The 25,744-nt window shown below is 59.5% G+C and carries 22 protein-coding genes and 1 pseudogene; 16 read left to right on the top strand and 7 right to left on the bottom strand.

What is annotated here, in order from left to right; genetic code table 11:
• Positions 1-115 precede the first annotated feature (115 nt).
• Positions 116-1,288: a hypothetical protein gene (locus DESLA_RS0104990; protein WP_028571609.1), complete on the bottom strand. Its 1,173-nt coding sequence runs from the start codon at positions 1,286-1,288 to the stop codon at positions 116-118.
• Between the two features lie 90 nt (positions 1,289-1,378).
• The gene (locus DESLA_RS22755) at positions 1,379-2,368 is read right to left on the bottom strand and encodes an RES family NAD+ phosphorylase (protein ID WP_156932868.1); all 990 of its coding nucleotides are present in this window, start codon (positions 2,366-2,368) and stop codon (positions 1,379-1,381) included.
• A gap of 582 nt (positions 2,369-2,950) precedes the next feature.
• Between DESLA_RS22755 and DESLA_RS23660 the strand changes: the two are divergent.
• From DESLA_RS23660 to DESLA_RS0104965, 4 genes and pseudogenes are all read left to right on the top strand, one after another.
• A pseudogene (locus tag DESLA_RS23660) lies at positions 2,951-3,133 on the top strand (DUF1016 N-terminal domain-containing protein); the annotation flags it as partial.
• 122 nt (positions 3,134-3,255) lie between these two features.
• Entirely contained in the window at positions 3,256-3,819 is a 564-nt protein-coding gene (locus DESLA_RS0104975) for a Uma2 family endonuclease (RefSeq protein ID WP_028571606.1), read from the top strand.
• A 40-nt stretch (positions 3,820-3,859) separates the two neighbouring features.
• Positions 3,860-5,323: a threonine synthase gene (gene thrC, locus DESLA_RS0104970; RefSeq protein ID WP_028571605.1), complete on the top strand. Its 1,464-nt coding sequence runs from the start codon at positions 3,860-3,862 to the stop codon at positions 5,321-5,323.
• Positions 5,324-5,326: 3 nt separating this feature from the next.
• Entirely contained in the window at positions 5,327-6,076 is a 750-nt protein-coding gene (locus DESLA_RS0104965) for a TlyA family RNA methyltransferase (RefSeq protein WP_028571604.1), read from the top strand.
• Between the two features lie 7 nt (positions 6,077-6,083).
• On the opposite strand, the gene DESLA_RS0104960 is transcribed toward DESLA_RS0104965, so the two are convergent.
• Positions 6,084-6,356: a hypothetical protein gene (locus DESLA_RS0104960; protein ID WP_028571603.1), complete on the bottom strand. Its 273-nt coding sequence runs from the start codon at positions 6,354-6,356 to the stop codon at positions 6,084-6,086.
• Positions 6,357-6,560: 204 nt separating this feature from the next.
• Between DESLA_RS0104960 and DESLA_RS0104955 the strand changes: the two genes are divergently transcribed.
• The gene (locus tag DESLA_RS0104955; protein ID WP_028571602.1) at positions 6,561-6,854 is read left to right on the top strand and encodes a hypothetical protein; all 294 of its coding nucleotides are present in this window, start codon (positions 6,561-6,563) and stop codon (positions 6,852-6,854) included.
• 38 nt (positions 6,855-6,892) lie between these two features.
• Here DESLA_RS0104955 and DESLA_RS21520 read toward each other — a convergent pair whose 3' ends face one another.
• Positions 6,893-8,341, bottom strand: coding sequence for a VgrG-related protein (locus DESLA_RS21520; protein WP_051434397.1), 1,449 nt, complete (start codon positions 8,339-8,341; stop codon positions 6,893-6,895).
• Positions 8,342-8,489: 148 nt separating this feature from the next.
• Between DESLA_RS21520 and pgm the strand changes: the two genes are divergently transcribed.
• From pgm to DESLA_RS0104925, 4 genes are all read left to right on the top strand, one after another.
• Positions 8,490-10,142: a phosphoglucomutase (alpha-D-glucose-1,6-bisphosphate-dependent) gene (gene pgm, locus DESLA_RS0104945; protein WP_028571601.1), complete on the top strand. Its 1,653-nt coding sequence runs from the start codon at positions 8,490-8,492 to the stop codon at positions 10,140-10,142.
• Positions 10,143-11,780, top strand: a complete 1,638-nt coding sequence (locus tag DESLA_RS0104940; RefSeq protein ID WP_211239025.1) for a B12-binding domain-containing radical SAM protein — start codon at positions 10,143-10,145, stop codon at positions 11,778-11,780. It abuts the gene before it with no gap.
• A gap of 355 nt (positions 11,781-12,135) precedes the next feature.
• Complete coding sequence (locus tag DESLA_RS18820; RefSeq protein ID WP_051434396.1) at positions 12,136-12,699, top strand: chemotaxis protein CheD; 564 nt, start codon at positions 12,136-12,138, stop codon at positions 12,697-12,699.
• Positions 12,696-13,760 carry a protein-glutamate methylesterase/protein-glutamine glutaminase gene (locus DESLA_RS0104925; RefSeq protein WP_028571599.1) on the top strand — a complete coding sequence of 355 codons (1,065 nt, stop codon included), beginning with the start codon at positions 12,696-12,698 and terminating at the stop codon, positions 13,758-13,760. Before DESLA_RS18820 ends, DESLA_RS0104925 begins: the two co-directional genes overlap by 4 nt.
• Here the strand turns inward: DESLA_RS0104925 and DESLA_RS18815 are convergent.
• The gene (locus DESLA_RS18815) at positions 13,714-14,367 is read right to left on the bottom strand and encodes a class IV adenylate cyclase (RefSeq protein WP_051434395.1); all 654 of its coding nucleotides are present in this window, start codon (positions 14,365-14,367) and stop codon (positions 13,714-13,716) included. The two genes, DESLA_RS0104925 and DESLA_RS18815, sit on opposite strands and share 47 nt — an antisense overlap.
• Before the next feature lie 70 nt (positions 14,368-14,437).
• On the opposite strand from DESLA_RS18815, the gene DESLA_RS18810 reads away from it, so the two are divergent.
• The 4 genes from DESLA_RS18810 (at position 14,438) to aat (ending at position 19,464) form a co-directional block, all read left to right on the top strand.
• Positions 14,438-15,790: a tetratricopeptide repeat protein gene (locus DESLA_RS18810; RefSeq protein WP_051434394.1), complete on the top strand. Its 1,353-nt coding sequence runs from the start codon at positions 14,438-14,440 to the stop codon at positions 15,788-15,790.
• 122 nt (positions 15,791-15,912) lie between these two features.
• Positions 15,913-16,215: an ATP-dependent Clp protease adapter ClpS gene (clpS, locus tag DESLA_RS0104910; RefSeq protein ID WP_028571598.1), complete on the top strand. Its 303-nt coding sequence runs from the start codon at positions 15,913-15,915 to the stop codon at positions 16,213-16,215.
• A gap of 4 nt (positions 16,216-16,219) precedes the next feature.
• Entirely contained in the window at positions 16,220-18,499 is a 2,280-nt protein-coding gene (gene clpA, locus DESLA_RS0104905; RefSeq protein WP_028571597.1) for an ATP-dependent Clp protease ATP-binding subunit ClpA, read from the top strand.
• Between the two features lie 281 nt (positions 18,500-18,780).
• Entirely contained in the window at positions 18,781-19,464 is a 684-nt protein-coding gene (gene aat, locus DESLA_RS0104900) for a leucyl/phenylalanyl-tRNA--protein transferase (protein ID WP_028571596.1), read from the top strand.
• A gap of 123 nt (positions 19,465-19,587) precedes the next feature.
• Here the strand turns inward: aat and DESLA_RS0104895 are convergent, their stop codons facing one another.
• Entirely contained in the window at positions 19,588-20,085 is a 498-nt protein-coding gene (locus tag DESLA_RS0104895) for a hypothetical protein (RefSeq protein ID WP_028571595.1), read from the bottom strand.
• A gap of 366 nt (positions 20,086-20,451) precedes the next feature.
• On the opposite strand from DESLA_RS0104895, the gene uvrB reads away from it, so the two are divergent.
• Positions 20,452-22,479 (top strand): excinuclease ABC subunit UvrB, encoded by a 2,028-nt coding sequence (uvrB, locus tag DESLA_RS0104890; protein ID WP_028571594.1) that lies wholly within the window; start codon positions 20,452-20,454, stop codon positions 22,477-22,479.
• Positions 22,480-22,520: 41 nt separating this feature from the next.
• Here the strand turns inward: uvrB and DESLA_RS18805 are convergent, their stop codons facing one another.
• Entirely contained in the window at positions 22,521-22,820 is a 300-nt protein-coding gene (locus DESLA_RS18805) for a transcriptional regulator (RefSeq protein ID WP_156932867.1), read from the bottom strand.
• Between the two features lie 52 nt (positions 22,821-22,872).
• Between DESLA_RS18805 and DESLA_RS0104880 the strand changes: the two genes are divergently transcribed.
• Positions 22,873-23,688, top strand: a complete 816-nt coding sequence (locus DESLA_RS0104880) for a glycosyltransferase family protein (RefSeq protein WP_245589999.1) — start codon at positions 22,873-22,875, stop codon at positions 23,686-23,688.
• Positions 23,685-25,733, top strand: coding sequence for an NAD-dependent DNA ligase LigA (gene ligA / locus DESLA_RS0104875; RefSeq protein ID WP_245589998.1), 2,049 nt, complete (start codon positions 23,685-23,687; stop codon positions 25,731-25,733). The genes DESLA_RS0104880 and ligA overlap by 4 nt, the downstream gene beginning before the upstream one ends.
• The last annotated feature ends 11 nt before the right edge of the window (positions 25,734-25,744 follow it).

Raw genomic sequence — 25,744 nt, 5'->3', positions numbered from 1 at the left:
CCGCAATTGCTTCTGGTCTGTGCGACATCTTTTCCCTGTGAGCCTACGCCCGGCTCACGCGCGGTTTGGAGCCGCGAAGCGGCGAGGATCGGTCGCTGTGCAGCTGATGGTTAATTTAATCAAATTTGAGAAGGTACCCAGAAATATGGTTCTTGCCGTACGGGTTTTCATCGTCTGGCGCCTCGTTTCCGGTGACGAGATAGAACGTCTCATTGGGGTCAAACCCGGAAACGATTCGGTGCATGGTGTACAGGAATCCTTCCTGTACAATATGCATCACTTCTGAGGTGGTTCTTGCAGCTTTATATACTTGGTGACCTATATAAATTGCCGGAGCCTTATGGGGTTGCTGGCGTCCAGGCCATCGTCGCGCCTGTTCATGTTCTTTTTTCTTGCGTATAACCTCGATTGCTGCATCAAGACATTCAACGCAATTGTGAAGCGTTCCCTCATTTGGTGGAAGCGAAAGCTCGTAGTCCACAGACCATTTTGAATCCAGACTAGCGCGGAAAACTGCTGGCGTTAAGCGGCGTAGATTTTCCACATCAGAGGTTCTTACGCCCCACTCCATTGCATCAAGCCGCAATTGCTCTGGATCAACTTGTACGTAATCAGTTGGTCTCCTCACATGCTCCGAAATCCAACGCTTGTTACGAGTCCAGTATGGCGCTTTCAAGCCACCACGGCCTAGCCCCAATAGCCCAAGCCCTGCTCCATTGCCTTCGACATCAACCCATTGATGGATCGCATAATCTTGTTCTATTTCAACAAATAGTGCTTTCCTGATTTCGATGAGACACTCGAAATATTTACCTATGTCTTTGAGACCAGCTGCTTGCATGAGAAGCTGTTTGGACTCACCTTCTTGCAAAAGGTCCGTCAGCATAACGTCACCCAACGTTCTGCCAATGACCTGTCTTAGTATTTCATCAATAAATACGTGCGCAGCCTCATAATAATTTCTCACTGTTGCTGGTTCTGCGAGCTGGCCGTAATGCTTTGTTATGACTCGTTGTTTATTAAGCGCTTTTATTGTCCCTGATTTAGGCAGCTGTAGACCTAGCTTCCTCAGCTCCCCAACAAGCTCGTCGAAGCTCTTTGACTCAATGTTTTTCTGCTGATCTACCTCCTTCTCTAATAGGACGGCCAGCACAACAAGCTCCAATGCATCCTGCAACAAGATTAATCCTGCAGAGCAAGAATGAGCGTTTCCCGAAGAGACTAGCGGCTTCGTTTCTCCTAGTACTGCTTTAGCTGTCATCAACGAGTGCAAAGTTGCGGATTTCAAAAAGGTCTCCTTAAGCTAACGTACCGGTCACCGGCGGCAGCTTTTTGCCGTCCGGTGCGCTGGATGGTTGGGCCGAATTTGCTTCTGGTCTTATGCCGGATCTACACCGACAAATTGTCGGCCAGTTTTTTCATCTACAAAGACCCAATGCCCCACTACGTTGTCTTTCCCATAGATGTAGTCTCCAAGCTCATCTCGCCCTTCGGTAAAGACGCAATGACCAGATGAAATACCTGGGGGGACTTGAAATCCGGGATGTCCAGCCCATTGAAGTATTTTACTACTATCAAGGTCTCGTGCAGTATCTAACTCTGTAATCGAAAATAACTTTCCATCAGTGGAATCCACTTTAATGTGAATAGCCTTCTTCCATTGAAGGTGTGCATCTACGAACCAAGGAAGTAACGCTATGTTATCGCCATTGGCGCACATCGCAACGGATGGATAAATGACACCAGCAAATTTCTTATCGCCACCTTCGAGTAATTCATAGTGAAGCTCAGCAATTGCTGCGGTCAGCTTATACTTGTCCTGCTCGTTCAAAATAATCTTCTCTGAAAATAATTCACTTAGTATGTCTTCTGCCAAAAAGTCATTTGAGGTCGCAACTTTCTCTACAGGCCGACTGGACAACCATGTTGGCGCTTCACGTTCAGAACCAAGAGAGGTGTAGACAGAATGCGTGTGCCCCAGGCATGATATAATTGGACTTATCTGCATCTCCCAAATTGAGAAGACAAACTGTTCACCCGGCTGAGCTCCCAGCTCAAACAGAAGCGGTGATTTTGATGTCGCCGCATAGAATAGAGGAAAACCTTTTCTGTTTAACCTACCGGCTGGACAGATAGATGCTGGCGGATAGCTCAAATGTTCGACCCCTATTCCTTTTGTTGAGCTAAAAGAACCTTCCAATTTCCTAGCTCGATATACAAAGGCTCCTGCTGGGATTTGGGGAACGCGGATTGTCCTTCCTCGCATGCGTTCTTCAATCTCTTTCTTAATCTGATCTATATCGAGTGAAGAGAGGCGGTTGCGAAGATCACTCACGAATGTTCTATCTATAATAGTTCCGTTAGCCAAGAATCTGCTCCTTCATGCTGCCCAACAGTGTTATTATGCGGAACTCACAAAAATCCGTCCCCTAAAATTTCCGGCCCTACAACTGCTGATTTGGCAAGCACTTTTCGAAAAAAAAGGTCCGCATTTGCCATGTTATCTCAATATATTGGGAAATGTCTGTCAAATCCTTCTTGACTCCGAGGTCAGCTTTATGCTTTGTGCTGAAGTTAGCTTTATGCGGCAGCCATATACTCACCACAAGAGCGGGGCATAAAGCCAATCTCGGAGGAAATGACGGATGAAACCGTGATCACTTTTGACGACTGGGAAAAGGTCTTGAAGGCCAGTGTCCCACCGGAACGTTATCACGCATATCGGGAAGCCATCGTCAAATTCCGGTACTGCTTCGGGAAACCGATAACGTACCAAATGTTGAAGCCTTTAAACGACATTTGGAGTGGAAGCAATCGTATCCGGCTTCTGATCGTTTCGCGGTCCGTCGAGAGGCGTTGCGTGGTATTACTTGGAAGGACGCAGGCGCATGACGGAGAAAATGGCATCATCGCCCGAGAAAACAGAGCCCGGCGATGAAAGGGCTTTTCACCGCGAAATCTCAAGTATATGCTCTCCTTTGTCGAGGCGTGGCCCGAGGCTGAATTTGTGCAGGAGGGGATTGCACAATTGCCATGGTATCATCACCTCGCCCTGCTTGATAAACTGAATACCTCGTCGCTGGTCCGCACAACAGGCGATCACTCTCAACTGGTCGCGCCAATGTGCTGGTGATGCAGATCGAGCCCCGCCTTCAGGTGCGCCAGGGCAAGGCGCTAACCAATCTTGACCGACGCCTCCCCAAACCGTAATCCGATTCCCGCATTCCATCAGCGTCAAAAGAAGGAGCGAACATCATGGGCCAACCTCAACCCATATCCCCATTTACCGCCCAGGAGTATTTGGCCTGGGAAGCGGAGCAGGCGGGCAAGCATGAGTATTTTTTTGGCGAAGTCTTTGCCATGGGCGGCGCTTCCCGGCGGCATGTGACCGTTGCGGGAAATGTTTTTGCGGCACTTGACCAGATACTGGCTGATACCCCTTGTCGTGCCTACATGGCGGACATGATGGTGGAGGCGGTGGCGGGTGAGGTGTATTATTATCCGGACGTGTTCGTGACCTGTGATCCGGTGGATCATCAAGCGGACCGGTTCATGCGCTCGCCGGTTCTGGTGGTCGAGGTGCTTTCGCCTTCCACCGAGGGCTATGACCGGGGGGAGAAGTTTGCCAGGTATCGCTTGATCCCGTCCTTGCGAGAGTACGTGTTGATTGACCCGGAACGCTTGGCTGTGGATATCTTTCAGCGCACGGACGAGGGCGTCTGGACTTTGCGTGATGTGCTGGCTGAAAAGCCGTTGCATTTTGACAGTTTGAAGCTGGAGATTGCTTGGCAACGGGTGTTTCGGAACGTGACGGAGTAGGGGTAAGTGTTTTCAACAATCAAACCATAGAGCCGATATCATGAACTCAATTTTTGATCAGTTTCCGTCCCGCCGGGGGCGGATGGAGTATGTTTGTCTGGGCTGCGGGGCCCGGTTGGATATTGATGAATTGTATTACACCTGTCCGCAATGCAACGAGGTTTTGCTTCTGGAGGACCTGGATTTCGACGCATTGCGGCAAACGAAGCCCGGGCAGTGGCGGGAGACCTTTGATTTGCGGGCCGCTACCAGGCGTCCGGAACTCAAGGGGATATTTCGGTTCTACGAACTGATGGCCCCGGTGCTGGAGCCGGAGGACATCATCTGGCTGGGGGACGGGAATACGCCGATCATTCCCGCGTCCCCGGCCCTGGCCGGGCATGTGGGCCAGGAGCTGGCCTTCAAGAACGACGGCCAGAATCCCAGCGCCTCGTTCAAGGACCGGGGCATGGCCTGCGCCTTCAGCTATCTCAAGGCCCTGATCCGGCGGCACGGTTGGGACCAAGTGCTTACGGTCTGTGCTTCCACCGGAGACACTTCGGCGGCCGCGGCCCTGTACGCCGCCTATGTGGGCGGGGCCGTGAAGAGCGTGGTGCTGTTGCCCCAGGGCAAGGTCACCCCGCAGCAGCTGGCCCAGCCTTTGGGCAGCGGGGCCGTGGTTCTGGAGTTGCCCGGCGTGTTCGACGACTGCATGAAGGTGGTGGAGCATCTGGCCGAGAACTACCGGGTGGCCCTGCTCAATTCCAAGAACGCCTGGCGCATCCTGGGCCAGGAGTCCTACGCCTTTGAAGTGGCCCAGCACTACGGCTGGGATCTGGCGGGCAAGGCGGTGTTCGTGCCCATCGGCAACGCGGGCAACGTCACGGCGATCATGAGCGGTTTTCTAAAATTGCACGACCTGGGGATCATCGAGAACCTGCCCCGGATTTTCGGGGTGCAATCATCCCACGCCGACCCGGTGTATCGGTATTATCACGAAGCCGATCCGGCCAAGCGGACGTACCGGCCCGTGACCGTCCGGGCCAGCGTGGCTCAGGCGGCGATGATCGGCAATCCGGTCTCCTTTCCCCGGGTGCGCCACCTGGTGGACCGGTACGAGCAGGCCGGCGGGCCGGGACTGTTCCATGTGGTCCAGGTGGAGGAGCAGGCCGTGATCGAGGGCATGCTCCTGGCCAACCGCCACGGCCACATTGCCTGCACCCAGGGCGGGGAATGTCTGGCCGGGCTGTTGCGGGCCCGGGAGCTGGGCCTGATGCAAGCCGGGGAAACCGCGGTGCTGGATGCCACGGCCCATGCCCTGAAGTTCATCGGATTCCAGGAAATGTACTTTGAGAACAGCTTCCCGCCGGAATACGGGATTACGCCCAAAGAGGAACTGATGAACGCGCCGCAACGGGTCCTGTCTCCGGAGGTCAAGGCCGAACTTCCGGCCCAGGAGTTCACGGTCCAGGCGGCCCAGGCTGTGGCGGGCGTGCTCGGCTTGCAGGTCAGGGAGCGAGGGTAGGCCTTGCCGGCCAAGGTTCGGGCCGACCAGGCCCTGGTGGAGCAGGGTCTGGTCGAAAGCCGGGAGCAGGGCAAACGGCTGATCATGGCCGGGCGGGTGTCCGTGGTGCAGGGCGGTTCAGCCCGGCCCGTGGACAAGCCCGGCCAACCTCTGGCCCCGGATGCGGAGCTGCGGGTCGCCGCCGGGGAGCGCTTCGTCAGCCGGGGCGGGGAAAAGCTGCTCACGGCTCTGGAGCATTTCGGTCTGGACGTCCGGAACATGGTCGCCCTGGACGTGGGCGCGTCCACCGGCGGGTTCACGGATTGTCTCCTGCAGCACGGCGCGGCCAAGGTCTACGCCGTGGACGTGGGGCGGGGCCAACTGCATTGGAAGCTGCGCCAGGATGCGCGGGTGGTCAATCTGGAAGGGGTGAACTTTCGCCATGCCGGACCGGACCTGCTGCCCGGGCCCGTGGACCTGATCGTCGCGGACTGCTCCTTCATCTCCCTGCGCCTGATCTTGCCTGCCTGTCTGCACTTCCGCAAACCAACCACGGAAATCATCGCCCTGATCAAGCCCCAGTTCGAGGCCGGACCGGGGGTCGGGGACAAGGGCGTGATCCGCGACCCGGAAGTCCGGGAGAGGGTGGTCGCGGATGTCCGCTCCCATGCCGAAGAGGTGTTGGGGCTGACCTGCCTGGGGATCGTCCCGTCCGGGATTCTTGGCCCCAAGGGGAACCAGGAGTATCTGGCGCGTTTCGGTGGGGGAAGGTGAGCGAGGCTTACGCGGGGCCAACAGCCGGAAGCGGATCGCGATTGCGGACGTTGTCTCGCCAGGTATTCAGCGGAGCGCAACACCCCTTGCCCTGGAGCAGGGCCTTTCGAGAGGCCCCGCCGCTGACGGGATCCTGCATCAGGCGACAATTATAGCGAACGTTCTCCGCGTCCCAGACAATTTCCGGACAACGCGGCAGATAGCCGTGCTTGCGGTGGGACTCCATGCATTGATCCGTAAGGCAGCACCATCCGCAACCGACGCAGGGTTTAGTCGGCATGAAAAACGTTCCCTTGGACGCGGATCGTCGTGATGATCCCGAGTGGACAATGCCGGGAGGAGGCAGGATTGTTGCTGGTGGACACGATGCGGCTCTCAAGATGCGTGTTGTGAGGGACTGAAGTGTTGAGTATGCGCCTGTTTCGTGAAAACATCCAGCACCCAAACAACATAACCGGTTCACACCGAAACAGGAGCCGCCGCGATGGATCAGCAGGAAATCGTCCGCGTATTTGAGGAGTTTTTTGAAAAGTACAAGAAAACCGAAGGGGATCGGAGTTCCTGGTCCGCGCACTGGACCGAGCAAATGTCCTCCGGGGCTTCGGTGGAGGTGAACATGACCAAGTGTCCCAAGGGAACGACGTTCAAGGTCTTCAAGAACGGTTCCAAGCTGGGTGAAATCAGCGGGTGGGATGCGTTTTTTACGGAGATGGAGCGGATGGTCGGAGAAGACTGGGACGCGGAGACGTTTTTCGACTCCATGCGGGATTTTTCCTGACCGTGCTCAGCCAGGAGCTGGTAAATGATTCAGGCCGTTCAGACCAAGACATCCCGCTCTTCGGTCAACATGGCCAGGGCCAGTTGCATTTCCTGCTCGAAGCGGTTCTGGACCGCGGAGCGCACGGCCTGGGTGGAGCCGGTGAATCGGGTTTTCCGCTCACTGTAGATGGCCTGGATCAGGTCGCTCTCGCGAGGGGGGGCGTTGGCGGAAACGGTGTCCAGGGCGCGTTGGAAGATGTTCGCGGCTCCGTTGACGCCGTGCTGCACCGCCGTGCTCCAGAGTACTTCCCGCAGGGCCGGGGAAGCCTGGTTCGGATCGATGCCGGTGCGGCGATTTATCAGGTTGGCCGCGGGATCGTAGTAGGTCTTCTGGGTGAAGGCGTGCTGCAATCCGGCGAACCGTTCCGGGTTTTCCCGGTGGATGCGCTTCCATTCCGCGGGCATGGCTCCGGTGCGGCCTTTGGTGTTGGCCGGGCCAGCTTCGCGCAGCCGCTTGGCCCATTGAGGGGCCTCGGAGTCCAGGAATTTGAGAAAGGCATCCATCCCACCCGTCCTGGAAGACAGTTGGTACGTGCCGTAGCAGGTGCCGCCCAGGCGGTCATAGCCGATGGCGTCCGGGCGACTGGCGGACTCGAACCGGGCCGCCAGAATCCCGGGCTGGGACTGTGAAATGCTTTGCTCCGTTGGGCCGGCGGCCTTCTGTTCCAGGAAGGGCGTCGCGGCCTGGAGCGATGACCCTCCGTCCGCCGTCCCGCTGCGCCCGGCATGCAGCCGCTCGGTCGGTGTCGCGTGGCCGGGGTGGGCCGGGCCCAAATCGCGGCGGGTTGAATGGTCAATTTTTTGGCGCAAGCCGTCCACTGAATACTGGGGCGTGTACGCGGAAATGGCCCGGCGCAGGGTGGACGGGTTCGCGGGCGACGGCGCGGGGGGAGAGGGCGGTTGCACCACCGCGGACTGGATCAGGGCTACCAGAGCCGCCGGGGAACCGATCAGGGAACTTGCCGCGGGGTTTTGCGTGGAGCCGGTGACATGGCCGATCAGTTGAGAGAGGGGATCTGGCCCGCTCGCACCTGGAGCGCCGGTTCCGTTCAGCATTGGGGCGAGAGAGTCCAACACGGTCTTTTGCAGGGTTTCCGGAATCTGTTCCGAGACGGTTTTGGAGATCGATTCCGGGAGTATTCCCGTGAGTTTTCCCGTAGCTGTTTCCGGGACGGCATGTGTCGAGGCGGCTTTCCGGCTCATGTGCGTCAAGGGGGATGTGCCCGACAGCAATTGGGCTGTTGGATCAGCGGATGATCCTCCCAGCTGCTGGGGAAGATCGCCCATGGATTGAATGGCCGAGGCGTTCAAGGACATCTTGAGCATCTCGGCCAAAAAGTCGGCGTTCTGACGCTGTTCCGATCCCGGCGATTGGCCCGAGAGCGGAGACGGTTTGTGCTGTTGGCCGGGGAATAGCAAGGGCGACCAGGGTTGGTTGACGATCATCTCCTCTTCCTTGGTTGTGAATTGTTCCCTGAAGTTCTACAAAATCCGGGCCAGTCGTTTCTGGCGCCGCGACGTTGATGGCGGACCTTTCGCCCATCACTCCGCCTCGTCCATTCTCCCTACAAGAACTCATTCTCCAGGAGGTCCCATGCCCGTTCATCCCTTGGCCGGAAAAATCGCTCCCCAAGACATGCTGCCCAATATTCCCCGCGCCCTTTCCCGATACTACACTCTGGAGCCGGACCCGGGCCTGGCCGAGGAACGAGTGGCCTTCGGCACTTCGGGGCATCGCGGCGTGGCCGAGGCCCGGTCCTTCAACGAGGCGCACATCCTGGCCGTGACGCAGGCGGTCTGTGAGTACCGGACCGGGGCCGGCATAACCGGGCCGCTGTTTCTGGGCATGGACACCCACGCCCTGTCCGAGGCGGCTCTGGCCACGGCTCTGGAGGTGTTTGCGGCCAACGACGTCCAGGTCATGATTCAGAAAGGATTGGGCTACACTCCCACCCCGGTGATTTCCCACGCAATTTTGACCTTCAATCGCGACCATGCCGGATCTCGGGCCGACGGAGTGGTGATCACGCCCAGCCACAATCCTCCGGAGCACGGCGGCTTCAAATACAATCCCCCCCACGGCGGCCCGGCGGACACGGACGTGACCAAGGTCGTGGAGAACCGGGCCAACGAACTGTTGGAGCAGAATCTGCGCGGCGTGAAGCGCGTGTCCCTGGCGCGGGCTTTGGCCGCGAAGACCGTCCAGGAATATGATTATATCGCGCCGTATATCGCCGACCTGGCCGATGTGGTGGACATGAAAGCCATTGCCCGGGCCAAACCGCACCTGGGCGTGGATCCCATGGGCGGCTCGGGGATCGCCTTTTGGGCGCCCTTGGCCGAGCGCTACGGTTTGGATCTGACCGTGGTGAACACGAACCTGGACCCGCGCTTCGCCTTCATGCCCCTGGACAGGGACGGGGTGATCCGCATGGATTGCTCTTCCCCGTATGCCATGGCCGGACTCCTGGAGCAAAAGGACCGTTTCGACCTCTGTTTCGGCAACGATCCGGACTATGACCGCCACGGCATCGTCACCCCGGCCGGGTTGATGAACCCAAACCACTATCTGTCCGCTGTCGTGGCCTATCTCTTTGCTCACCGCCCGCAATGGAGCGCGAAGGTGCGAGTGGGCAAAACCGTGGTCACCAGTTCCATGCTGGACCGGGTGGCGGCCTCTCTGGGCCGGGAGGTGCACGAAGTGCCCGTGGGCTTCAAGTGGTTCGTGCCCGGGCTGCTGGACGGCAGCCTGGGACTGGGTTGCGAGGAGAGCGCCGGAGCATCGTTTCTGCGTAAAAACGGCTCGGTCTGGACCACGGACAAGGACGGGCTGGTCATGGATCTGCTGGCCGCGGAAATGCTGGCCGTGACCGGCAAGACGCCTCAGGAACTCTATGACGATCTGGCGGACAAACTGGGCAGGCCGGTCTACGAGCGACGGCAGGCCCCGGCGGATCTGGCCCGGAAAAAGGCCTTCAAATCCATGACCCCGGAGATGGTCCGGGCGGATACGCTGGCCGGGGAGCCGATCAAGGCCGTGCTGACCAACGCTCCGGGCAACGACGCATCCATCGGGGGCCTGAAGGTGGTCGCGGCCAACGGCTGGTTCGCGGCCCGGCCGTCGGGAACCGAGGACATCTACAAAATCTATATCGAAAGCTTCCGCGACCAGGCGCATCTGGAGCGACTGGCCGAGGAGGCCCAAGCTTTGGTGGACGCCGCGTTCCAGGCGGCCGGCGTGGTCTGATTGCCCTCCATTCTTCTCATTCATCCCCCGGTGGCCAAGGCCTGCGAGCCGCCGGGAGGCATTGCCGCATTGCTCGGAACCCTGGAGCGGGCCGGAGTGGACTGCGCGGTTCTGGACCTGAATCTGGAGGGGCTGGGGGGATTGATTCGGGCAGACGTGGCCGGAGACGACGCTTGGACCCGGCGGGCCGCGCGCCACCGGGACCGGAACCTCGACGCGATCCGCCGCAGGGAGACCTATGACTCGCCCGATCGCTACGCCCGGGTGGTCGCGGACCTGAATCGCCTGGTGGAGCGGTCCGTTCCGGGCGGTTCAAGCCCGGGCATCCGGATTTCCCTGGCCAACTACCAGGACGACCGCTTGGCTCCCACGCGGAGCCGGGATCTGCTCCGGGCCGCGGAAACCCCGGAAGCCAATCCCTTTCTCCCCGTTCTCGCGCCCCGGCTGACTCGGGCCATGGAGACGCTTCAGCCCTCGGCCGTGGGCTTTTCCCTGAATTATCTGAGCCAGGCTCTGTGCACCTTCGCCCTGATCGGTTTCATCCGTCGCCGCTGGCCGAATACAGCGATTCTTCTGGGCGGCGGGCTGGTCACCTCGTGGTCCGGGAGACTGGCCAAAGCAGATGAGCCACTGACGGGTTGTGAGCTGAAGCCGTCGAGCGAATCGGTGGGGGCGACTTCAGGGGACGTTTCAAGGGATGCTTTAAAAACCCTGGATGGTCTTTTCTCCGGACTGGTGGACGCGGTGATTTCCGGGCCGGGGGAAGGCCCGCTGCTCCAATGGTTCGACAAGGCCGCGCCAGGAAAGGTTCGGCCCGGACTCCCGGACTATGGCCTTTTTCCCCTGAACGATTATTTCGCGCCGGGGCTGATTCTGCCCTATGCCGCTTCCCGGGGGTGCTACTGGAATCGGTGCGCCTTTTGTCCGGAACCGGCGGAGGGCAACCGGTACGCTCCCGTGGGCCGCGGCCGGGTGGTGGATGACCTGCGGACCTTGGCCGAAAGACATCGGCCCGTACTGCTGCATCTGGTGGACAACGCCCTGAGCCCGGCCCTGCTGGACGAACTGATCCGCACCCCGCCGGGACCTCCCTGGTATGGTTTCGTCCGATTTTTTCCGCGTCTCGCGGACCCGGAGTACTGCCGCGCCCTGCGCCGGGCCGGTTGCGTGATGCTCAAGCTGGGGCTGGAGTCCGGCAGTCAGGCCGTGCTGGATCGGGAAAACAAGGGCGTGGACCTGGCCTTGGCCGAGCGGGTGCTCGAGAGTCTGCGCGCCGCCGGGATAGCCCGTTACGTTTACCTGCTGTTCGGCACGCCCTCGGAGTCCGAGTTCGAGGCCCGGGCCACTCTGGAATTTACGGTCCGGAACAGCCGCGCCATCAGCTTTCTGAACCTGGCTTTGTTCAATCTGCCGTTGGCCGGGCGAGGGCGAGCCGGATTGGAGGTTTTGCCGTACGATGACGATCTTTCCCTGTATGCCGGCTTTCAGCATCCCGAAGGCTGGGATCGTCCCTTGGTGCGTCGTTTTCTAGACCGGGAATTCAGACGTCATCCGGCCATTGCCGCGATTTTGCGCCGCGACCCGCCCTTGTTCACCTCCAATCACGCCCCCTTTTTTGGGGAACGTTCGGAAGCCTGAACTGATCCAGGGATTACCGATGCGAAGGTTTTTGTAACTACTCAGCACAGAGTAATTCTGTTGCCGGGGTCGGAATCGGGATCGGGATCGGGATCGAAAACGCTGGGATACGTTCTCAATTCCTGTTTCGATTCCGACTCCGATAGCGAAGCCCCGACCCCGATACCGATTGCCGGAGCAAGAGCGGACACAGAATGGACTGAGTCGTTACAGGTTTTTTTGCTTACGGATTGATAGCCTTGAGGAAGTCGGCTATCTTGGGATGCGCCGCGCTGTTTTTCGCCGAAGCCTCCTTGCGGGGGGCAGTGTCGCGAATATCATCCGCGCATGAAAGTGTGGGGACAAGGTTTTTCAAATGACGGATTTTTCAAACTATCCGGTTTTTCATCTCCATATCGGAGAATGTTTCCTGTCCAAGGACCCCACGCTGGTCTGCACGGTGCTGGGGTCCTGCGTCGCGGTGTCCTTTTTTCAACCGGCCATTCCTCTGGGGGGCATATTTCATGCCCTGCTGCCGGACTCGACGGATTATAACGGCGAGAATGTCGCCAAGCAGCCCTGTCGGTTCGTGAATCACTCCATTCAGAGCATTCTCTCGGCCGTTGAGCGACACGGCGGACGGCGCAAGGACATTCAGATCAAGGTCTTCGGCGGCGCGGAACTGTTCGGATTCACCGGTGGTAAACGTTCTTCCTCTTGCAGCGTCGGACGAAAGAACGTTCAGATGGCGATCATGGAACTGGAACGAGCCGGGCTGCGGGTCATGGCCTCGGATGTCGGCGGCTCGGTGGGTCGGAAATTATATTTTTTGAGTCATACGGGCGAGGTTTGGGTCAAGCGGATCAAACGTTCTATTTTTCCGGATGATCGAACCGTCTGTTCCAATTCAACAATCCAGCAAAACGAGTCAGGCCGATGAAACAGCAAATCAAGGTGCTGGTTGTGGACGATTCCGCCCTGGTCCGGCAGACGCTGATTGAACTGCTTTCCTCGGACCCGGGCATCGAGGTGATCGGGGCCGCCGGAGATCCGTATGCCGCGGTGGAACGGATGAAAGAGATCGTTCCGGACGTGATCACCCTGGACGTGGAAATGCCGCGCATGGACGGGCTGACCTTTTTGCGCAAGATCATGGCCCAGCATCCGATCCCGGTGATCATCTGCTCCACGCTGACCGAACAGGGGGCGGAAACCACCCTCAAGGCCTTGGAGTACGGCGCGGTGGAGATCATCCAGAAGCCCAAGGTCGGGACCAAAAAGTTTTTCGAGGAGTCCCGGATTCGCATCTGTGACGCGGTCAAGGCCGCGGCCAGCGCCAAGCTGCGGGTGTACACGCCGGTCACGGTCAGGCCTAAACTGACCGCGGATGCCGTGATTCCCTCCATGAGCCACCAGCCAAAGGCCATGGTCAAAACCACGGAAAAGGTCGTGGTGGTGGGGGCGTCCACCGGCGGAACCGAGGCCTTGCGCATTCTTCTTGAGGCCTTGCCCATGGATTGTCCGGCCATCGCCGTGGTCCAGCACATGCCCGAGAACTTCACCGCGGCCTTTTCCAAGCGCCTGGACGGAATCTGCCGAATCACGGTCCGGGAAGCCCGGGACGGCGACACCATGCTCCGCGGACAAGCCCTGATCGCGCCCGGAAACCGGCATATGCTGCTCAAGCGCAGCGGAGCCAGGTATTATGTGGAAATCAAGGATGGGCCGTTGGTTTCCCGGCACAGGCCATCAGTGGACGTCCTGTTCCGCTCCGCGGCCCGGTATGCCGGAGCCAACACGGTAGGCGTGATCATGACCGGAATGGGGGACGACGGGGCCAAGGGCATGCGTGAGATGTTCGACGCCGGGGCCCATACCGTGGCCCAGGACGAGCAAAGCTGCGTGGTGTTCGGCATGCCCAACGAGGCCATCAAGCTGGGCGGGGTGCGCAAGGTCATGCCCCTGGGAAATCTGGCCGGAGAAATACTGCGCATGGGGTGAGCCTTTCATCTGCCTCCCGCAACGCCGCCAAGGCCGTGTTGCGTTGCGTCTTGGAAAAAAGAAACCTATCATTGTTCGGTTCGCCCAGAGTTCGGCAATGCTCCTGATACATCCGCATGTAATTCCAGGTGGATGACTCCAACCCATCCAGGCCGAGTCGGTGAGCGGTCCGCTCAATGGATTCCGGCGTTCCCTCAAGCTCCACGACCTGGGTGAAGGGCAGCGTATCCAGGCAGATGGTGCAGGACTGCCATTCCCATATCGCCCGAATCTTTTCATATTGGAACACGATGACATATCCCAACAGCTCCAGAATGCCGCGCATCGAAGCCAAGTCGGCGACTTCCGTCTCCAATTCCTCGAGCACTTTGAACCGCGGATCCAGCGGCACGGCGGCATCCGGCTTCTTTTTCACCGTCAGCGTGGCCCCGTCCGCTCGGCGCAGGCGAAGCAGGATCTTCGCGGCCCGCAGCCGTAGGTCCGGGGTGTCGAACAGCCAATTTTCCTCAAGGTGGTGGGCTCGAAACGTCGCCCCCGCGTCCAAAAGAAGTCTGCAGACGTCTTGCAGGTTCGGTTTTAAATATTTTTTTTCAACTTCAAGGGACATGCGATGATCCTTTGTTCAACGACCGCGCCGCTTGGCGTGGTTGAATGGTTGGCTCCCAAGGAGGTTGTCGATGTATGAAAATCAGTTGGCCGCGATGCAGCAACTCAAGAAGTACGAGGTGGTGATCAAGGATTTCGTGTTGGATCAGCGCGGGTATTGCCTTGTCTTTACCGATGATACCATCGCGGTGAAGATTCTGCGCAACACCTTCGCCAGCCATCTCCAGTTGAAGGACTGCATGCGACTCGCGCTGCGCGAGGACGAACTGCTCAAGGATACCCGCCGGATTGTCGACATCAAGGGGAAGCCGCTGTTTTTCATCGAGCGCGTCGTCAACAACCGCAGCAACAACCAGTTGATCAAGTTTTTGAAGACCACCTACCCGGAATCCTATATCATTTTGATGACCACGGAGGCGGATCGAAATCTCCTGGTTTATCTGCATGAAATAGGAGCCGACAATTTTATCGTCAAACCGGTTTCCGTGAATACGCTCATCGAGAAGATCGCCTTGACCATCCGCCCTCAGGGGCAATTACCCAAGCTGGTGGGGCACGGCAAGGATTTGATTCAAAAGGGAGAGTATGAAAAAGCCCTGGAAGTGGTGGAGAAAATTCTGGAAATCAAGCCCAACAGTTCCGCGGCCTTGATGATCCAAGGAGACGCCTTTCTCCGGATGGGGCGCGACGCCGAGTCCCTGCAGTCCTATCTCCACGCGGCCCAACAAGCCAAGATGTACCTGGAGCCGTTGAAAAAGATCGTTGAATACTTTCGGGAAAAGAACGACCTCCAGGCTCAACTGGAATACCTGGAAAAACTGGAACGTCTCAGCCCGATGAACATGGACCGCAAGATCGAGATCGGTGAGCTGCATCTGGAACAGGGGAACACAGAGGAAGCCGATGCGTATTTCAAGGAGGCGGTGAAGATTTCCACCAAGCAGGCCAGGGACATGCTCGATCATGTCAAGCTGACCGTGGCCGAGGCCTGCCTGAAAAAAGACGCGGCCCTTGCCGAAAAGTATTTTCGCGAAATACTGGACGGGAAGTCCACCTTGACCCAGTCGGATGTTCATGTTTTCAACAGACTGGGCATCGCGTTGCGCAAGCAGGGCAAGTGGGAGCAGGCCATCAAGGAATTCAAGAAGGTCCTCAACGTGGCCGCTGATACGGATATCGTGCATTACAACATCGGCATGGCCTACATGGAGGGCGGGCGGTTCTGGGACGCCCACGACGCGTTCGAAAAAGCCTTGAAGGTCAACAAGATCAACATGCTCTCCAACGACATCACCGCGTTCAACATCGGGGTGGCCATGCAGCAGGTTCGGAAAAAAGACCAAGCCCTGGCGCTGTTCCTCCGGGTCAAGGAGCTCAATCCGGACTTTTCCGGAATTGACAAGCGCATCGCGGATGTTAGTTAGGAGACGAGTCCGAAGGAATCCGAGGTATCCCTTTCCGGTCGAGGCGAAACGACGATGGGTGCTCGGATTCTCTTTTTGTCGAATGGATCGCTGAAGATAAGGATGAACCGTTGAGCGTCGAAATATCCGATCCCCGGATCGAGGGAGACATTGAGGTTGACGACCTTCTGGACCTGCCGAAGCGGTACAAGGTCCTGCTGCACAATGACGACTACACGACCATGGAGTTCGTCGTGCATGTCCTGAAGGTGGTCTTTGGAAAGATCGAGAACGAAGCCGCCGCGATCATGCTCAAGGTGCACCAGGAGGGCATGGGGATTTGCGGGGTCTACACCGCGGAGATCGCCGAGGCCAAGGTGGCCCTGGTCCGGCACATGGCCAGAAAGAACGGTTTTCCGCTGAAATGTACCATGGAAGAGGAATAGATATATGGTGAGCAAGGAATTGCAACGCTCGTTTCTGGTCGCGGTGCGCGAAGCCAGGGTCCGCAACCATGAGTTTCTGACCCTGGAGCACCTGCTGTACGCAATGATCCGGAATTCCACGGCCAAGGATATCCTGGAGCATTGCGGCGTGGAGTTGGTCAAGCTGAAGGGACAGTTGGAACGTTTTTTTCTGGATCACATACAGGTCATGCCGTCGGGCGGAATGACCGAGGTGGTCCAGACCCCCAGCCTGCAACGGGTCATTCAGCGGGCGATTCTGCACGTCCAGTCCTCGGGCAAGGTCGAGGTCAGCGTGGGCGACGTCCTGGCTTCCATTTGTCAGGAAGAGGAGTCCTACGCCAATTACTTTCTGCAATCCTATGGCGTGGATCGACTGGATATTCTGGAATACATCTCCCACGGCGTTCCCACCCACGACCATCAGGGCCAGCCCGAGGATGAGTCTTGCACGAAGTGCCGGACCCAGAGCCAGAAACAGAAGAAAGAATCCTTTCTGGAGCAGTTCACCGTGGACCTGGTGGCCAAGGCCAAGAACGGCGAGATCGATCCGCTGGTGGGCCGAAAGTTGGAATTGCACCGGACCATGCAGATTCTGGCCCGAAGGCGCAAGAACAATCCCATCTACGTGGGCGACCCCGGCGTGGGCAAGACCGCCCTGGCCGAAGGGTTGGCGCTGCGCATCGCCGAAGGGGACGTGCCGGAGTATTTGGGCAAGGCCAAGGTCTACGCCTTGGACATGGGCGCGGTGTTGGCCGGGACCAAATACCGAGGTGATTTCGAGGCCCGGATCAAGGGCGTGCTCAAGGAACTGGAGTCCGTTCCTGACGCGATTTTGTTCATCGACGAAATCCACACCATTGTCGGTGCCGGTGCCACCAGCAGCGGGAGCATGGACGCCTCCAACCTGCTTAAACCGGCCCTGGCTTCGGGCAAGCTGCGCTGCATCGGCTCCACCACCTACGAAGAGTTCAAGAATCACTTTGAAAAGGACCGGGCTTTGTCCCGAAGGTTCCAGAAAGTGGAAATTCCCGAGCCCAGTCGGGACGAGACCGTGCAGATATTGCAAGGGCTGCGGCCATACTACGAGGAGCACCACGGGGTGCGCTACGCGCCAAGTTCCCTGGAGGCCGCGGTGGACCTCTCCATGCGCCACATCAACGAACGTTTTCTGCCGGACAAGGCCATCGACGTGATCGACGAGGCCGGCGCGGTGTTCAAGCTCAATCCCAAGATTCGCAAGAAAAACCTGATCCGGCCCCTGGAAATGGAACAGGTCGTGGCCCGGATGGCTCGAATCCCCGAGACACGGGTTTCGGCCTCGGACAAGAGTCAACTCCAGGAGCTGGAAGGACGGCTGAAGGACGTCATTTTCGGACAGAACGAAGCCGTGGAGAGTCTGGCCCGGGCCATCAAACGCTCTCGGGCCGGGCTGGGTGCGGAAAACAAGCCCACCGGCTGCTTCTTGCTTACCGGGCCCACGGGAGTGGGCAAGACCGAGCTGGCCCGCCAGGTGGCCCAGATTCTGAACGTCAATTTCCTGCGCTTCGACATGAGCGAGTACATGGAGAAGCACGCCGTGGCCCGGCTGATCGGCGCGCCGCCCGGATACATCGGCTTCGAGCAGGGCGGCCTGCTCACGGACGCCATCCGCAAGCACCCGCATACCGTACTCCTGTTGGACGAGATCGAGAAGGCCCATCCGGACCTGTTCAACATCCTGCTTCAGGTCATGGACTACGCCACCTTGACCGACAACGCCGGACGCAAGGCCGACTTCCGGAACACCATCCTGCTGATGACCTCCAACGCCGGGGCCCAGGACATGTGCGCCACGAGCATCGGCTTCGGCGAGCCGGGCAAGGACGACGACCGCGGCCACTTAAGCAAGAAGGCCGTGGAGAAGCTGTTCACCCCGGAGTTTCGTAACCGGCTGGACGCCACCATCTGTTTCCACTCCCTGACCACCGAGGTCATGGAAAAAATCGTGACCAAATTCGTGGATGAGCTGAACACGCAGCTCAAGGACAAGAAGGTGGTCGTCACCCTGGCCCCGCAAGCTTTGACCTGGCTGGCGGAACGCGGCTTTGACTCGTCGTTCGGAGCCAGACCCCTGGGCCGCTTAATCCAGACCTCCATCAAGGACCCCTTGACCGACGAGATCCTGTTCGGTCGATTGGTCAAAGGCGGCACGGTGCGGGTGGACGCTCCGGCTGCGGATCAAGATCAAGGCGAGGACGAAGCCTTGGTGTTTGAATTCGCCTGACCGGCTCGTATTCGACTCCAATACAAGGGCCGAGCCATGCTTGTGGCTCGGCCTTTTCGCATTGAGGCGAAACCTTTCCCGCTAATCGCCCCAGGCTCTTCCCTTTTCGTAACTAATCAGCACAGAGTAATTCTGTTGTCGGGGTCGGAATCGGAATCGGGATCGGGATCGAAAACGCCGGGATGCGTTCTAAATTCTTCCTGTTCCGATTCCGACCCCGACACCGATTGCCGGAGCAAGATCGGACACAAAATGTACTGAGTAGTCATCCCTTTTCAACCATGCCCGTCCATGCGCTGCATCCCCAGATCATCTTTCCCCCGGTGGAACAAGCCGAGCCGGACGGGTTGCTGGCCGTGGGCGGGGATTTGTCCCCGGAACGGTTGCTGCATGCCTACAGCAAGGGCATCTTCCCCTGGTACGGGCCCAACTCGCCGATTCTTTGGTGGTCGCCGGATCCGCGCCTGGTGTTGTTTCCGGAAGAACTGCACGTCTCCCGCAGCCTGCGCAAGGTTTTGCGCAGGGAACCATTTCAGGTTTCCTTTGACCGGGCATTTTCCGAGGTGATCGGCCACTGCGCCGTCGCTTCCAGGCCGGATGGCCCGGGAACATGGCTGGTGCCGGAAATGCAGCTGGCCTACACCCTGTTGCATGAGGTCGGACTGGCGCATTCCGTGGAGGTCTGGGAGGACGGGGAACTGGTCGGCGGACTGTACGGCGTGGCCCTGGGCCGCGTTTTTTTCGGCGAATCCATGTTTCACCTGCGTCCCAACGCGTCCAAGGTCGCCCTGGTCCATCTTGTTCAGCGATTGCGACGCTGGGATTTCCGGCTGTTGGATTGTCAGCAGACCACGGCGCACATGCAACGCTTTGGGGCCAAGGAGATCCGCCGTTGGCAGTTCATGGCCATCCTGGAAGAGGCCACGGTCCAGCCGACCATTTTTGGCCGGTGGACGGAGGCTTGATGATGGGGAGGATGGGCGGACCTGTCTGTGTCCGCCCATCATGTAGGGGCGCACTTGTGTGTGCGCCCATCACGGGATGACGGCCTACACCAGGGCGGACACACAGGTCCGCCCCTACATTTTTCAGGCGGCTTCCCGTCCGTTGGCCTCCATCAGCGGTTCATGCTGACCGAGGTCGTACAGGCCATGGACCGGGAAGGGCAGGGTGAATTGGGGGACGGTTTCCAGGCGAATCCGGCCCACGCTTTTGCCTTCGGGAACGTCGGACAGGGCGGCCAGGCCCTTGGGGATGGGGAAGTCCAGGGCGCAGGCCGAGATGGAGGCCAGCTTTTCCCCGTAACGGTGTTGCAGGTAGGCGACCAATTGATCCCGCTCCTCGGCGGTGAAGGCCTCCAGGAGGACTTTTTTGCTGTTTTCATGAGGAATCGGAGTGTCCGCCTGCATCGGTTCGCCCAAGAGGTGGTCCCAGTCATAGGCGTCCAACTCTTCGGGCTTCCAGCCGGCCCGGTACAGATGAACTTCGACGTTGCGTCGCCCTTTGAAGCTCTTGATGGCCATGGTCATCACGTGGGCCCGGGGGACCGACGGTTCTTTTTCAGGACAGAGAATGTTCAGTTCCATGTGGTTCCTCTCATAACATGAGTGCAATAAGGTTTAGCCGGGAAATGCCGTTTCTGGTTCAAAGCTTCTCTTTCGATATCGGGGTCGGAATCGGAATCGGGGTCGAATCAAGGTTATGGCGAACAAACAGTATCGATCCCGATGCCGATACCGATTCCGACCCCGATAACTGCATTGTTTCAATGCGAATACCGCATTACCGAAGGAGAATTGGCATATGATGACAGCCCAAGTGGAAATCTCTAGACTGCGACCGTCCATTTGGTTCACGAGTCGACTCGCCGTTGGGTTGATAATGAACGTGAATCCAACATTTTTTCCTATCATCCGACGCCACGTACCGCAATGACGACCTCTTCCGGCCCTTTGCCCACAACCCCGTTTGAACTGATCAGTCCATACAAGCCCCAAGGCGACCAGCCCCAGGCCATCGACGCCCTGGTGGCCGGGGTTCGGTCCGGTGAAGCGCATCAGGTTCTGCTGGGCGTGACCGGATCGGGCAAGACCTTTACCATGGCCCAGGTCGTTGCCCGGCTGGGGCGTCCGGCCCTGGTCATGGCCCCGAACAAGACCCTGGCCGCGCAGCTCTTCAATGAGTTCAAGGAGCTGTTCCCCAATAACGCCGTGGAGTATTTCGTCAGTTATTACGACTACTACCAGCCAGAAGCCTATCTACCGCACAGTGACACCTACATTGAGAAGGACTCCTCCATCAACGAGGAGATCGACAAGCTGCGTCATGCCGCGACCCATGCCCTACTCACCCGTCGGGACGTGCTCATCGTGGCCTCGGTGTCCTGCATCTACGGCCTGGGATCGCCGGAATACTACGCCAAGATGGTCATTCCCATCGAGGCCGGGCAGCGGCTCTCCATGGACGACCTGCTGGGCCGCCTGGTGGAGGTGCTCTACGAGCGCAACGACATCGACTTCCACCGGGGCACCTTTCGGGTCCGGGGCGACAGCCTGGACATCATCCCGGCCTACAGCCACGAGCGGGCCTTACGGTTGGAGTTTTTCGGCGACGAGTTGGAGACCATCCACGAGATCGACCCTCTGACAGGGGAAACCCATTGCCAAATCCAGAAGACGGTAATCTTTCCGGCCAGCCACTATGTTTCGGACAAGGAGAACCTGCTGCGAGCCATGGCGGATATCCGGGACGAACTCGGGGAGCGGCTGCGCCTGCTCAAGGCCGAAAACAAGCTGGTGGAGGCCCAACGTCTGGAGCAGCGGACCATGCTGGACCTGGAGATGATCGAGGAACTGGGCTACTGCACCGGGATCGAAAACTATTCCCGGCATCTGGACGGCCGCCGGGCCGGACAGCCTCCGGCCTGTTTGCTGGACTACTTTCCCTCGGATTTTCTGCTGTTCCTGGATGAATCCCACATCACCGTGCCCCAGGTCGGCGGCATGTACCACGGCGACCTGTCCCGCAAGAAAACCCTGGTGGATTTCGGCTTCCGCCTGCCTTCGGCCCTGGACAACCGGCCGCTGAGCATCCAGGAATTCTGGGACCGGGTGGGGCAGGTGGTCTATGTCTCGGCCACTCCCGGCCCCTTTGAACTGGAACAAAGCAACGGCACGGTGGTGGAGCAGATCATTCGCCCCACCGGACTGGTGGACCCGGAGGTGGAGGTCCGTCCGGTGAAAGGGCAGATGGACGACCTGCTGGCCGAGTGCAAGCTGCGCGAACAAAGGAGGGAACGGGTCCTGGTGACCACCCTGACCAAGCGCATGGCCGAGGATCTGACCGAGTACCTGCAAAACATGGGCATGAGTGCCCGGTACATGCATTCGGACATCGACACCCTGGAACGGGTGGCCATCATCCAGGCTTTGCGCAAGGGAGAATTCACCGTGCTGGTGGGCATCAACCTGCTCCGGGAGGGGCTGGACCTGCCCGAAGTCTCCCTGGTGGCCATCCTGGACGCGGACAAAGAGGGTTTTTTGCGCTCGTTCCGCTCCCTGATCCAGACATTTGGCCGGGCCGCCCGCAACGTCCAGGGCCGGGTGATTCTCTACGCGGACAAGGTCACGCGCTCCATGGCCGAGGCCATGGAGGAAACCGCCCGCCGTCGCCAGGTCCAGCAGGACTTCAACGCGGCCCACGACATCGTCCCGACCACGATCATCAAGGGCATGGACAACATTCTCGGTCACATCTACGCCGAGGCCAGGGACAAGGACCAATCCGCGACCCTGCGCGAAGCCGGGGGCAAATACGGCGACGCAAACCTCTCCCCCAAGGACATGGCCCGCCGGATCAAAAGCCTGGAACGGGAGATGCGCGTCGCGGCCAAGGAACTGGAATTCGAACGCGCCGCGGCACTGCGCGACGAAGTGGCGTTGCTGCGGCGCAAGATGCTCGATGGAGATGGGGGAAGCTGATGTGCAAGTGCGGGAGGGCGAGGACGGACGAGAGTCGTCCGTTATCCGACTTCAGCCATGCTCCTGGGGGAGTGTCGTTCAGTCGGCAGGAGATGGACGGCGCCTTTGGGGAGGTGGGCGATCAACTCAAGCTGTCCCCCAAAGGCCTCGACGATGCGCCGGAGCGTACTGATCCCGATTTCCTCCCGGGCTTCAGCTTCAGGAGTACATTGATTGTCCGTAAGCGCCGAGCAGAGTTCTTTCTGCGTCAAGCCGGTCTGCCTTCTAATCTCGGCCATGAGCATTTCCGTCAGAATTTCCTTGGCCTTCAAGTCCGCCCGAGCCAGACGTTCAGGGGGCATCTTGGATTCCAATTCGTTGAATTGTGTGATCGCATCCATGCAAGAGAACGTAATGATCTCCGTCGATTTCTGTCAAGACGACCAGCATAAAGAAAGCGAATCCAGCTTGAGGTCGGACGCTGCTCCGTGTACCGGCGAGCAGCCCGTCGTCGTCATCTTGCATTACGGACGCCCCGAGGTGACCCGGCGTTTGCATCGTCAGTTGCTGAGCAGCGACCCTGGTTGGCGGGAGCGGATCATGGTTTTGGACAATCATGCTCCGGAGCCCTATCCGCAAGCTTGGCGGCGCTTGGACGCAAACCTGTTCTGGGCCGGGGCCCTGGAGTACGTCCTGCTGCTGGGCCGGGAAAGCGGATGGTCCCATGTCTGGTTTTTGAACAACGACGCCTTTTTCATTTCCAACCCACCCTTTTTGGAACGGGCCTGGCAACGGATGCTCCGTTTGGAGCGGACCATCGGCCCGGTGGGCATCTATTCTCCGGCATTCGAGCACCATCCGTATCATCCCCAGATGATCGCCGATACGGCCCGGGCTTATCGCCGCGCCACCGTGCTGGACGGGGTGGCCCCTTTGATCAGCCTGGAGTGCTGGCAAGCCTTGGGTGGGCTGGATTGCACGGATAATCCCCGCGGCTACGGCGTGGACCTGTGGTTTTCCCTGCGGGCTTCCCGGGCGGGGTGGCCGGTGGTCGTGGACCATCAGGTCCGAATGCGCCACGTGTACCACTCCGCAGCCAGGGACGTGCCCGGATTTCTTGAGATTGCCGCACGCCGGGAACGGGAATATCTTGCGGCCCGTCTGGGCCCGGACCATGTCGGGATTCTGCGCCAAGCCCAAAACACTTTCATTGACGAGGATCGACTGTGAGGCCATCTGATCACGACCCCGGCAAGCGGATGCACGAACTCGCCGCGTTGATTCGCTACCATGATCATCGGTATTACGTGCTGGACGATCCGGAGATCGGCGACGCGGAATACGATGCGCTGTTCCGGGAACTCCGGACCCTGGAAGAGCGGCATCCCGAGCTGGCGGACCCGGATTCGCCCACAAAGCGCGTCGGCGGGGAGGCGTCGCGGGCTTTCCGGCCTTTTGCCCATTCCCTGCCCATGTACAGCCTGGACAACGCCTTTGCCCTGGAGGAATGGCGAGCGTTCGTGGCTCGTCTGGGCAAGGCGCTGCCTGGAGAAGCCTTGACCTTTTGGGCGGATCCCAAGCTGGACGGATTGGCCGTGGAAGTGGTGTACGAGCAAGGGCGCTTCCTTCGGGCCGGAACCCGGGGCGACGGCGTCACGGGCGAGGATGTCAGCATGAACCTGCGAACGGTGCGCAATCTGCCGCTGCGGCTTGACGCCCAGGGGGCCGTTCCAAGTCTTTTGGAAGTGCGTGGTGAAGTGGTCATGCGCCACGAGGACTTTGCCCGACTGAACCGGGAACAGGCCGATGCCGGGCGCAAAACCTTCGCCAATCCGCGCAACGCCGCTGCCGGTTCGGTGCGCCAGCTGGACCCGAGGATCACCGCTGAGCGTCCTCTTCGCTTTTACGCCTATGGCGTGGGCCTGGTGGAGTGGCCTGAGGGCGCACAAGGTTGGGCGACGCAAAAAGAGATTCTGGACGGCTTGCGGGCTTTGGGATTTTCCGTTCCGGAACATTCCGGGCTCTGCTCCGACCCGACGGACGTGGAGCGCCACTACGCCGACGTGGCCCGGCTCCGGGACACCCTGGCCTACGAAATCGACGGGGTGGTGGCCAAGGTCAACGATTTGGAACAGCAGCGCCGCCTGGGGGCCACGGCCAGGGCTCCGCGCTGGGCCTTGGCCTGGAAGTTCCCCGCCGGCCAGGCCGTGACCCGATTGCTGGACATTCAGGTCCAGGTGGGCCGGACCGGAGTCCTGACGCCGGTGGCCGTGCTGGAGCCCGTGGCCTTGTCCGGGGTCACGGTGTCTCGGGCCACCCTGCACAATGAGGACGAAATCCGGTCCAAGGACTTGAGGCTTGGCGACATGGTCGTGGTCCAGCGGGCCGGGGACGTGATCCCCGAGGTGGTCGGTCCGGTGGTGGAAGAGCGCACCGGAGGGGAGCACGCGTTCACCTTTCCCCATGTCTGCCCGGCCTGCGCCACCCCGGCGGTTCGTCTTCCCGGGGAGGCGGCTTGGCGCTGCCAGAACCTGGCCTGCCCGGCGCTGTTGCGGGAAAGCCTGGTCTACTTCACGTCCAAGGCCGGGCTGGATGTGGAGGGCCTGGGTCGGAAATGGGTGGAAATCCTTGTGAACAAGGGGCTGATCCACACTCCGGCGGACATCTTCCGACTCCGGGAAGAGCACTTGCTGACCCTGGACCGGATGGGGACCAAGCTTGCCGGAAACATCATCGCCGCCATTGCCCAGGCCCGGGACCGGGCGGATCTAGCGACGCTGATCCGCGCGCTGGGCATCCGCCATGTGGGTGCGCAGACGGCCCGGGTTCTGGCGGACCATTTCCCGGACCTGGACGCCCTGGGCCGGGCGGACCGGGAAACGCTGCAACGGCTCCCGGATATCGGACCGGAGGTGGCCGCCTCCATCCACGGCTTTTTCACCAACCCGGACAATCAGCGGCTTCTGGAGGAACTGCGGGAGCTGGGGCTTTGGCCGAGCGCGAAGGACCAGGAGAGAGCGGCCCGGAAGCCGGATTCCCCGTTCGCCGGCAAACGGGTCCTGTTTACCGGAACCCTGCCCGACATGTCTCGGACCCGGGCCCAGAAGCTGGTGGAACAGGCCGGGGGAACGGTGGTCGGGGCGATTTCCAAGAAGGTGGATTTTGTCGTCGCCGGAGCCGAGCCCGGGTCCAAGCTGACGAAAGCCCGTGAGCTGGGTCTGACGGTTCTGGACGGGGCGGAGTTTTCGCGGATGGTGGAGCAGGGCGGCGAGTAGTGAAAAGCCTT

The organism is Desulfonatronum lacustre DSM 10312, from assembly GCF_000519265.1.
GTDB lineage: Bacteria > Desulfobacterota > Desulfovibrionia > Desulfovibrionales > Desulfonatronaceae > Desulfonatronum > Desulfonatronum lacustre.
The sequence above is the reverse complement of the archived record's forward strand: the minus strand, read 5'-3'. Positions and strand labels throughout refer to the sequence as shown.